11 protein-coding genes are annotated in these 9,026 nt (G+C 43.4%); 3 read left to right on the top strand and 8 right to left on the bottom strand.

Features of this window, described 5'->3' with window-relative positions; all coding sequences use genetic code 11:
- A partial coding sequence (locus A3757_RS14690) for a hypothetical protein (RefSeq protein WP_156506331.1) occupies positions 1-292 on the bottom strand: 292 nt, incomplete at its 3' end.
- A 106-nt stretch (positions 293-398) separates the two neighbouring features.
- Positions 399-1,358, bottom strand: a complete 960-nt coding sequence (locus tag A3757_RS14685) for a triacylglycerol lipase (protein ID WP_068552959.1) — start codon at positions 1,356-1,358, stop codon at positions 399-401.
- Between the two features lie 211 nt (positions 1,359-1,569).
- Here A3757_RS14685 and A3757_RS14680 point away from each other — a divergent pair, with 211 nt between their 5' ends.
- The gene (locus A3757_RS14680) at positions 1,570-2,370 is read left to right on the top strand and encodes a helix-turn-helix domain-containing protein (RefSeq protein WP_068552958.1); all 801 of its coding nucleotides are present in this window, start codon (positions 1,570-1,572) and stop codon (positions 2,368-2,370) included.
- 79 nt (positions 2,371-2,449) lie between these two features.
- Here A3757_RS14680 and A3757_RS14675 read toward each other — a convergent pair whose 3' ends face one another.
- The 3 genes from A3757_RS14675 to A3757_RS14665 form a co-directional block, all read right to left on the bottom strand.
- Positions 2,450-3,412, bottom strand: coding sequence for an NAD(P)-dependent oxidoreductase (locus A3757_RS14675; protein ID WP_068552957.1), 963 nt, complete (start codon positions 3,410-3,412; stop codon positions 2,450-2,452).
- A gap of 13 nt (positions 3,413-3,425) precedes the next feature.
- Positions 3,426-4,241 carry an SDR family NAD(P)-dependent oxidoreductase gene (locus A3757_RS14670; RefSeq protein ID WP_068552956.1) on the bottom strand — a complete coding sequence of 272 codons (816 nt, stop codon included), beginning with the start codon at positions 4,239-4,241 and terminating at the stop codon, positions 3,426-3,428.
- A gap of 290 nt (positions 4,242-4,531) precedes the next feature.
- A complete protein-coding gene (locus tag A3757_RS14665) occupies positions 4,532-4,969 on the bottom strand; it encodes a thioesterase family protein (protein ID WP_068516029.1) in 438 nt (145 codons plus the stop codon).
- 133 nt (positions 4,970-5,102) lie between these two features.
- Here A3757_RS14665 and A3757_RS14660 point away from each other — a divergent pair, with 133 nt between their 5' ends.
- Together A3757_RS14660 and A3757_RS14655 are read left to right on the top strand one after the other, a co-directional pair.
- Positions 5,103-6,023, top strand: coding sequence for a LysR family transcriptional regulator (locus tag A3757_RS14660; RefSeq protein ID WP_156508895.1), 921 nt, complete (start codon positions 5,103-5,105; stop codon positions 6,021-6,023).
- Between the two features lie 121 nt (positions 6,024-6,144).
- On the top strand, positions 6,145-6,870 hold the full coding sequence (locus A3757_RS14655; RefSeq protein WP_068516025.1) for an START domain-containing protein: 726 nt from the start codon (positions 6,145-6,147) through the stop codon (positions 6,868-6,870).
- A gap of 37 nt (positions 6,871-6,907) precedes the next feature.
- Here A3757_RS14655 and A3757_RS14650 read toward each other — a convergent pair whose 3' ends face one another.
- From A3757_RS14650 to A3757_RS14640, 3 genes are all read right to left on the bottom strand, one after another.
- Positions 6,908-7,144, bottom strand: a complete 237-nt coding sequence (locus A3757_RS14650) for a hypothetical protein (RefSeq protein ID WP_156491858.1) — start codon at positions 7,142-7,144, stop codon at positions 6,908-6,910.
- Positions 7,145-7,290: 146 nt separating this feature from the next.
- A complete protein-coding gene (locus A3757_RS14645; RefSeq protein WP_068552953.1) occupies positions 7,291-7,491 on the bottom strand; it encodes a hypothetical protein in 201 nt (66 codons plus the stop codon).
- 3 nt (positions 7,492-7,494) lie between these two features.
- Complete coding sequence (locus tag A3757_RS14640; protein WP_068552952.1) at positions 7,495-8,628, bottom strand: methyl-accepting chemotaxis protein; 1,134 nt, start codon at positions 8,626-8,628, stop codon at positions 7,495-7,497.
- Between the last annotated feature and the right edge of the window lie 398 nt (positions 8,629-9,026).

The following is a 9,026-nucleotide window of genomic DNA, read 5'->3' as shown; positions in this document are numbered from 1 at the left end:
GGAAATATTCGAACATATCTTTAAGACCTTCATCAGCCAGCAAGTTCTGACTTTCATCAACACTTAAGTTGTGATTCACATCAGTTCCCGCGAGTGATGAAGAAGAAAGCGCTTTGATACCCTCCACTTCATAGGGTTTGTGATACAAAGACTCGTTAATTTTTCTGGCTTCTATCATAGTAACAGGCGCACTATCCGAGCCTATTTCTGCGTAACCAAAGTATTCATACAAAGCAATCGATACCACGAAAATGACTGCTATCGATGCAATCGACCCGGTTTTTATCGTCATAATAACCTCTTAAAAAAGTGGGGCCCATAGGACCCCAAAACGGCATTTCCAGTATAAGCTTGCCTGATTGCCCAAATTGGAAAGCACATAATTCTCTAGGAATCGTTTATAGGCCAGCCTTCTTAAGGCGGTTAGCATGTTTCTTAAATAAGGTCTTTGGATCAGTCTCGAACAATGATGTTAATCCTAAGACATGATTATTGGCATCAATGTGGTTCATGAAGTAATCATCACGAATAACCTGGCCAAAGTGAGATGCACAACGCCCGGTAATACCGTCGTTATCTTCACCTGAATCAAACGCTAAACCTGTGATGGCAAACAAGGGATCTGAAATATCCCCAACAGCAGTCAGATGACCTGTGCCACTCCATGAATAGAGCTTGATATCTTCGCCATTGATCGTCACTTGCGAGGGCCCATTACCACACTCAGTTGTCGGTAAGCCATGCGTGTAAGTTGCATTGTATTGTGCTGCACCTTGAGCATTAAACTCTCCCAACATAGCGTAAATATCAGAGTCGGACTTTTTATTGTCCGACAACAAGTTAACTAGATCACCGACTGCATTAGCAAACGCGCCAAATAACGTTCCACGAATTGTTTCTGGTGGAGCTAAATCTGTCACCAAGTCTGCAATAGGCGAACCAGTATGTGGCGTATGCATCGTAGTAACCGACGCAACAAGGTCAGGACGTGTTTCCATTACATAACGCGAAGTCATACCACCCTGGCTATGACCCATTAGGTTGAACTTTTCGATTCGTCCACCGGAACTTGCTTTAATTTCCTCAAGCTGAGCGATCAGCTCTTCACCTCGGCCCACAGAACTATCAAAAGCATTGATCTTAGCTACATAAGCTTCACCACCACGACTTTCAATAGCGCTCGGAATCTGATGCCAATAATCGACAATAGAAATTGAGTCGAAGGCAAATATTCCAGGGACTAACATGATTGGATTTTCTGTTTTCGTGTAACTAAAATAATCAGAAAAGAATCCTGCTTGTGTCGGAGCAGCTGCTGCACATGTGAGAGCAGCCGTTAATGCGAGTGTCTTTTTCATAGATATATCCTCAAATTTATTTTTATACTGAGTTAAATACCAGCCTTTTAAACACTGACACCAAGCCCTACTACTTCGCTTGTATAATCTGATACTCCCCTCGTTTTTCTATCACTAGTGAGTTTTGGTTCTCATAACTAACATGAAAAAGAGGACTATTTTCTTCAAAAGGCCTATCTTTAGCGTACACACGTACCGAGATCTAATAACAATGAACAAGAAGTCTCTCCTGTATCTATGGGAAGAACGAACGCTCTTTATTGGCAGGCTTGAAGAGCCACTGAACTTGTCCCAAGGCGCTGCAACTCTGACCCTGTCACTGGGCGGTCCTATTAAAGTTGAGTCAAAAGATCAGAACATTTGTTTTGAAAGCACATGCGTATTACTAAAACCTGGCTGCTCTGTAACGATAGATACACAACATCAGGTCATCGCAAATTGTAATCTAGATGTTATGGGACGGGACTTTAGCGCCTTATCCGACCTCTGCCGCGATATGGGCCAAGGGGTTTTTAGCGAGTTTGGCAACGAACAATTATTCAGACAGTCTGTTATTGATATTTACGACTCAGAACGCTCCACGAGCGAAACCAAATATGAGATTGATAGCCTATTCAAAACATGTGTAAAGAAGCCTTTTGACAGTGATAAACGCGTATCTAAGGTAGTCGATTTGATCAAGGATTCTATTGACACAAACCTATCTATTGAGAGTCTCGCTGATACAGTGAACTTGTCAGTACCTGGACTCACCAAAGTCTTCAAAAAACAAACAGGCGTACCCATACGCAGGTATCGTCAATGGCATAGGTTATTTGTCACCGCAGTCGAAATCAGCAGAGGAAAGAGTTTAACCGACGCCGCCATTGATGCGGGTTTTGTCGACCTATCTCATTGCACCCATACTTTTAATATGATGCTAGGCATGAAGCCGTCATATTTTTTATCCCAACCAGAGCGAATTATTGTGATGACTGAAAATAAGCAGCGCCTATCTTGTACAAAAAATTGAGCGAGCCAGACTCTAAAGCTCATAGTAATCAGTCGCCTCAGCGAGGGTTGGGACTTTCTGTCTACATGATGAGGTAGTTTTATATCACTCCCTGCTCACGCAGCCATTGCTCACTCCTAGCCATCCCTTCTTCAAGACTAACTTTAGGCTGATACCCTAGCTCTGCACTGGCCTTATCATGGAGATATTTAGCACTAGGCCTTGATAGCATCGCAACGGTAGAAGGATTTAATTCTGTACGTTTACCGACAAGATGAGCAATTCGCTCCGCGGCAAAAGCGATAGGATAAAGCACCTGTTTGGAAAGTGTTCTTGCCGAGTCCAAACCTAACATTTTGGCTAAAAAAGAAAAATACTCCCGATTACTCACCTGCCCCATGCCTGATAGGATATAAATCTGTCCGATTGCCTTGTCTGAGTTCAGTGCCAAATAACAGCCCTCGACCAAGTCATCAATATACACTGGGCCGAACATACCTTCTTTCGGGGCGATGAATTTCTTTTGCTTCATCATGTCAATTGGCGTCACGGTCCAGGGTCGGGAGCCCGGACCGTAGACATCTGCAGGGCGGATAATGGTGGCATCCACTTTTCCAGCGTTATTATAATTCAGCACCAGGTGCTCGCTAGCTAGTTTTGAGTCTGAATATTTCTGACCACAAGCCCTCAAGGCAGTATTTTCATCCATTGCTCCGGTGTGACTTAAGCCCAACGCGGCAACGGAGGAAAAGTGCAGAAAGCGCTTTTTGTTATCACCCTTTGCCGCTTCATCTAATACAGTCTGCGTACCCAACACATTAACGCGCCAGGTTTCCTCTTCTGTTGCAGCATTAGAGACCACTGCAGCCGTGTGAATGAGGGTGTCACAACCAGCTAGCATGTCTCGCCATCTCTCTGGCTCAAATAAATCAGCTTGTATGATGTTTTGTTCCTGATTGGCACTTAGATCAATCCCACAGGTCTCGATACCTTTTTTATTTAGGCAACGCGCCAGACTTTGTGCGATAAAACCTTTTGCGCCGGTAATAAATACTTTCTTCATTGCGGCCTGCCTATTATTTTTGTTGTTTCAATACGTTTCTGACAATCGAATCAATATAGAAATTAACTAGCTTTACGGGAATCAGTCTGTTCATCCAATAGGTCATCCGGGCGAGCTTGCCTGGAATGATGTAAAAACGCTTCGATTCCAAGCCTTTCATAATATCGTCAATCGCATGCTCCAAGGTCAGTGCACCGGCTGTAAGTTTTAGCTTCAAGGTAACCGGGTGAATAGTTTTGTGTTCTTCATGCACCATCGGCGTATCAACTTCTGGCGGACAAATCACTTGAACCGCTACACCTTCAGGCGCGAGTTCGGTGCGCAAGGCCTGAGCTAAACCCACCACCCCAAACTTAGAGGCATTGTAAGAGGTATAGGCATAAGTACCGACCAACCCTGCCATAGAAGCCACCAAGGCTAACTTGCTAGGCACTTTGTTTTTCTTCAATAAAGGAATAGTCGCCTGAGCAAAGTTACGAGAACCAAAAAGGTTAACTGTCACAACAGTCTCAAACTCTTTAGCTGGTACAGCTTCAAATAAACCAGTGCGATTAATACCTGCACAATGCAAGGCTATCGTTGGTAATCCCACATGACACGCCGCTTCTGAAACTACTTTAAGCAGGCCATCCAGGTCTGTCACATCGGCTTCGTAATAGGCAATACCCTGACTGGAGTTATGCCTTAGATCCTCAATAAGCGATTTTGCCTGCTCATCAAAATTAAGGTCGAATAGTGCCAGGTTGGCACCATTTTTTGCGTAGCGCCGTGCGATTTCCTGGCCAATGCCACTCGCTGCACCGGTGATATAAATTGTTTTTTGATTCATTAGTGTGCTGCCTCTGATCCTTGTTTTTTATTAGTCATCGAAGCTTCCGGCGCGAAGGCATCCTCATCGATACAGAGTATCTTGGGTAGTTCCCTTCTATTGCATAAACCGGTAGATTGGCATTACTAGAGCACACTTTACCGTCTTGGGTAAATACCATATCGCGTAAGAAGACCATGTGAGTGGGGCTAAGGAAACTAATAAAGTAGGCTAACGCACCATACAACACAGTCTATATGAGACTAATAGCGACATTCAAAACCTGAGCGATTAAGAACACCACTAAAGAATCAGACCTCTACTAGCGCTTCTATCAAATACAGCTCTTTAATCTTTTCAGGCAACTCAATTATCTTTCTCGCTTCAAGGTCCATCCAGCCCACCACACAACGATGAACTGCCGATAGTTCACCATTGGCCTTATAGATATTTTGTAGCATCTGCACAGTTTTGGTAAAACCTGTTGGCTCACCTGGCTCCACTGTTACGCGCAACTCATCACCTATATTAACTTCGGCTTTGTACTCAGTCTCTTCCTTAAAAAGAACGGGGCCTACATTATGTTGCTTAAACCACTTCGCCGTCATACCGATCTCATTAAGAAACGCAACTCGAGTATGCGCACACAGATCAGAATAAGCAGAATGCCTCATATGCTGATTCGCATCACAGTCAGCCCATCGCACTTCAATAGTCTTTTCATATAACGCTTCAGTTTGCTTGCTCATAACGACCTCTTTACAACGAGTGATCAAAAAATTCGAGTTCAGTATGCAGGCAGAGAACACATAAATACAATTCATTATTATTATGTATGTTATGATTTTAAATTATACCAATAGCTGTGGGTTAGCCTTGCTCATGAATCTAGTCACACTTCGCCAGTTCGATCTGAATAGCCTTGTAGTATTAAAACTGTTGCTGGAAACAAAGCATGTCACACGGGCGGCAGAACAATTAAACCTCACACAATCAGCAGTTAGCCGAACCTTGGGTAAACTAAGAGAAGCCTTTCAAGACCCATTACTTGTGCGCTCTGGAAAAGGTTTATTACTGACTAAGAACGCTGAACAACTGCTTCCCTTAGTGAATCAGGCACTCGAGCAAATCAGTGTTTTACTTGACCCTATCGAGTTCAGCCCTAAAGATTACGAAGGTACCTTAAGACTTGCAACGACCGACTATGGCACTAATAACCTATTACCAAAATTAGTTCCGCTATTGCAAGAAGCCGCACCAAAGTTAAGTTTATCAACAGTTGATTGGCGCTCAAGCCTACTCACTGAGCTTGAACATAATCAGGTAGACCTGATGATTGGTGGCGTCACCTCTCCACCCGATAACATACACCAACGCATCGTTGCTCAAGATAACTACGCAGGCGTTATCAGGAAGTCTCATCCCTCTGAAGGAAAGATAGACTTACAAGAATATATTGGGATGAACCATATCGTAATTAGCTCCTCAGGCACCAGCAAAAGTCCGGTTGATGACTACCTTAAAAGCATTGGTCAACAACGAAAGGTCGCGCTCACGGTGCCACACTTTTTTGCTGCGCTGGAAATCATCGCCGCGACCGATTATATGATTCTGTTACCCAGTGGTTTTATTCGACGTTATGTCGACCAGGATAAGTTTACCGTCGTTAGCGCTCCTTTCCCCATTCCACCCTTAGAGATCGCCATGTTTTGGCACGCACGGATGCACCATGACCCAATGCATCGTTGGTTCAGACAGTTTATCTATGACAAACTTTATGCGCGGCATGATAGATATAAATAACCACATATCGAGACATATTCCTTGTATCACGTCAGTAAGAAACAATGCCGAGCAACTCACATTACTGGTCTAAATTTCAAAGTAAAATGATTTAGACACTGCTTAGTTAGGTAATAAATTCATGAAACATACTGTACTTTCTACCGTTCAATATTTGATGGTCACATTAAGTATTTTTTCTACGACCGTCTCTGCTGAGCTTGAAGCCTATCGAACTGACCTCCCTCCGGCCCTGGACGATAGCGGTTGGGACTTAATGCTAGAAAAAAATGGCATCAAGGTGTTTACCCGCGACTGGCCGGGCAGTGACTTTATTGCCTTTAAAGCAGAGCAAGTGGTGCAATCAAAGCTATCTAATATTGTTGCCAATTTCTCTGATATCAAGACCTTCCCTGAATGGGTCAAAGACATGGTAGACGCATATGAAATCGAGCCCTTTGACGATGAACGTTCCAGAAAAATCTATATGAGAATGGGTTTACCCTGGCCACTGGCTGACAGAGATATCGTCGCAGGCCAGCAACTAACACAGGAAACTGATTCAAAAGTCGTTCGAATTAAAGAATGGTTTGAAGGCGATGCTCTACCCAAAAATGAAGGTGTTATTCGAACACCTAAAGTTAATAATGAACTAGTACTGATTCCTGAAGGCAACGAGAAAACCAGAATCGTCTGGCAAGGGCATACTGAGCCGGGTGGTTTTATTCCGGCATTTATTGTGAACTTTCTATTGGAAGATGTCTTCTACGAATCTGTCTTAAACATGAGACATCGTTTTGAGTCACCTGAATTTCATAAGACTTCTGACTGGGTAATTAACTATAATGACTCGGGAACTGAAAGCTAAGAAAGATGGGATTGCGTTGCCTGTTGGGTTGATGGACTTAGAAGTGCTGAAGACAGACGCCTATTATCTTCTGTTTGATCCAACTTACGACCCCCATACCAATAGCACGCGTTTGCCCAATCGCTTCAATTGTCTCAAGCAATTCCTTCCAAATAACATCTAACCCAGAGTCACGACCAAAACTAAGCATGGGTAGATAACTTTCTGCTTGATTTTCTATCAGGTACAGCAAGTTGATAATAAGCCGATTGTGCTGTTCAATATTGTTAGTCACTGCTTTCTGCTGCCAACGAAACGACAGACGTTTCCAGTGAGTTGAGATACCTTCGAACAACTGATCCTCTATAATTAAGGGGTGGTCGTTCTCAATTACTCGCCACTGATTATCGACTCGTTGCTTCGCCTGCCTGACAGCATTATCTAAAGACCGATCACCATGAAGATAACCCGTCTTAGGCCTCGATGTTGCTGAATGAATATAAGTAATACCTTTAAGTTTTTAACCAATCCAATATTGGTATACAAGGCCTCAATGTGCTTACGTTTTTTACTGCTCATCGCCTTAACACAAACAAGCACCCCAAGAATAATGGTGACGAACGCTATTAATAAACCTGACAAACTTTACTCCTTCTCTATACTAGCTTGTGAGCGTTCAGCGCGGTCTGCAAGATACTCTGCAACCTTAACTGTCTCATCTGCAATGACGGAATTGTCATTTGCCCTACCTAATAAAGCCTCAACATTTTCGGAGATTTCACGCGTTGCAATATTCTGTTGCTCCGTTGCTGTCGAAATCACGAGCATTTTGTTTGTAATGCTATCGATCATATTTGCGATCGTTCCCAAAGAGCCTTCAAGCTGGTTGATACGCGCAGCGTTATCTTCTGCAGCACGCATTACCTGACAAGACTTATCGGTAACGCCTACCATTCGTTTTTGCACATTATTGATGCTTTCGGTTATTTCATTAGCTGACTCTCTAGAACGAATTGAAAGACTTCGAACCTCGTCTGCGACCACAGCGAACCCTCGCCCATGTTCGCCTGCTCGCGCCGCTTCTATCGCAGCATTAAGCGATAGCAAGTTAGTCTGCTCCGATATATCAATGATGATTTTCGACATCGCTGCGACATTGTTGGTATGCTCCAACAACTCTGTAACCAGTACCTCACTTTCTTTAGATAAACCGACCATACGGCTTATTTCATTTGTGGCAGATTGGGCCTCAGCGATACCTTCAGTTGTCTGCTCACGCGAGCGTTCTATGTCGTCGTGAACATATTTGATTTGTGCCGCTACATCTTCCACACTCTGACTCAACTCAGTCACAGCCGCTGCTGATGAGGTAATCGAAGCCTTTTGCTCTTTTGCATTGGTTGATGCCGACAAGGCACTAATTGAGAGTTCTCTGGCCATATGAACAAACTCAGCAAAGTACTCCTCCTTGCTTTGTTCTGAGCGTTCATGGCTAAGTAAATAATCCTTGAAGGCTTTTAGGCTTTCATCTTTACCTAAACCCTCTAAAGGTAAATCGCGATACTGACTATCCGGAAGTTGAAGCAAATGCGCTAACTGCTGCAATGCCTGAGCAGAAGCACATTGCCAAAGCATCAAAGCAAGAGCAATGACACCAAGCAAGGCAATAAGCAAGGCATTCCAGGTAACACCTGAAATAAAAATGCTAGCACTCACACAGGCAAGGGACATGACAATAAAAACAAAAGTATGTTTAGGATAACGCCGAGCAGTAGACATAACTTTCTAGACCCATTCTTTTTCCTGATTTAAAGGACAATAAATGTCATCAACATCAAAGAAGGGGCATAAGCCATGCCCACTAGTAAAATCACATCAAGGCAGACCACTTAACACTAAGCTAATCAATTGTTTTCATTAAGAAAATTAATATGTAACAAGATGTACGTAAGAAACAGAAATACAGGGGAGTGCTATTTAAAGTGCGACAAGGAAGAGTCACGCCCAAGCAAAGTGCAATGATTACTTGCAGAATTGAAGATGCAACGCAATGGTGCTAACAGACTAAAAAAGCCTGCGAGGTGAGCGGTGGCACAATTCTGAGAAAGTTAAAACTTTCCGTCCTAACTGAAAGGAAGAACGCGTGTTATAAGTACCGAGTTCCTTAGCGTTAGATA

The organism is Oleiphilus sp. HI0117, from assembly GCF_001635235.1.
Note: the sequence above shows the minus strand (reverse complement) of the source record. Positions and strands in the feature narration are given on the sequence as shown.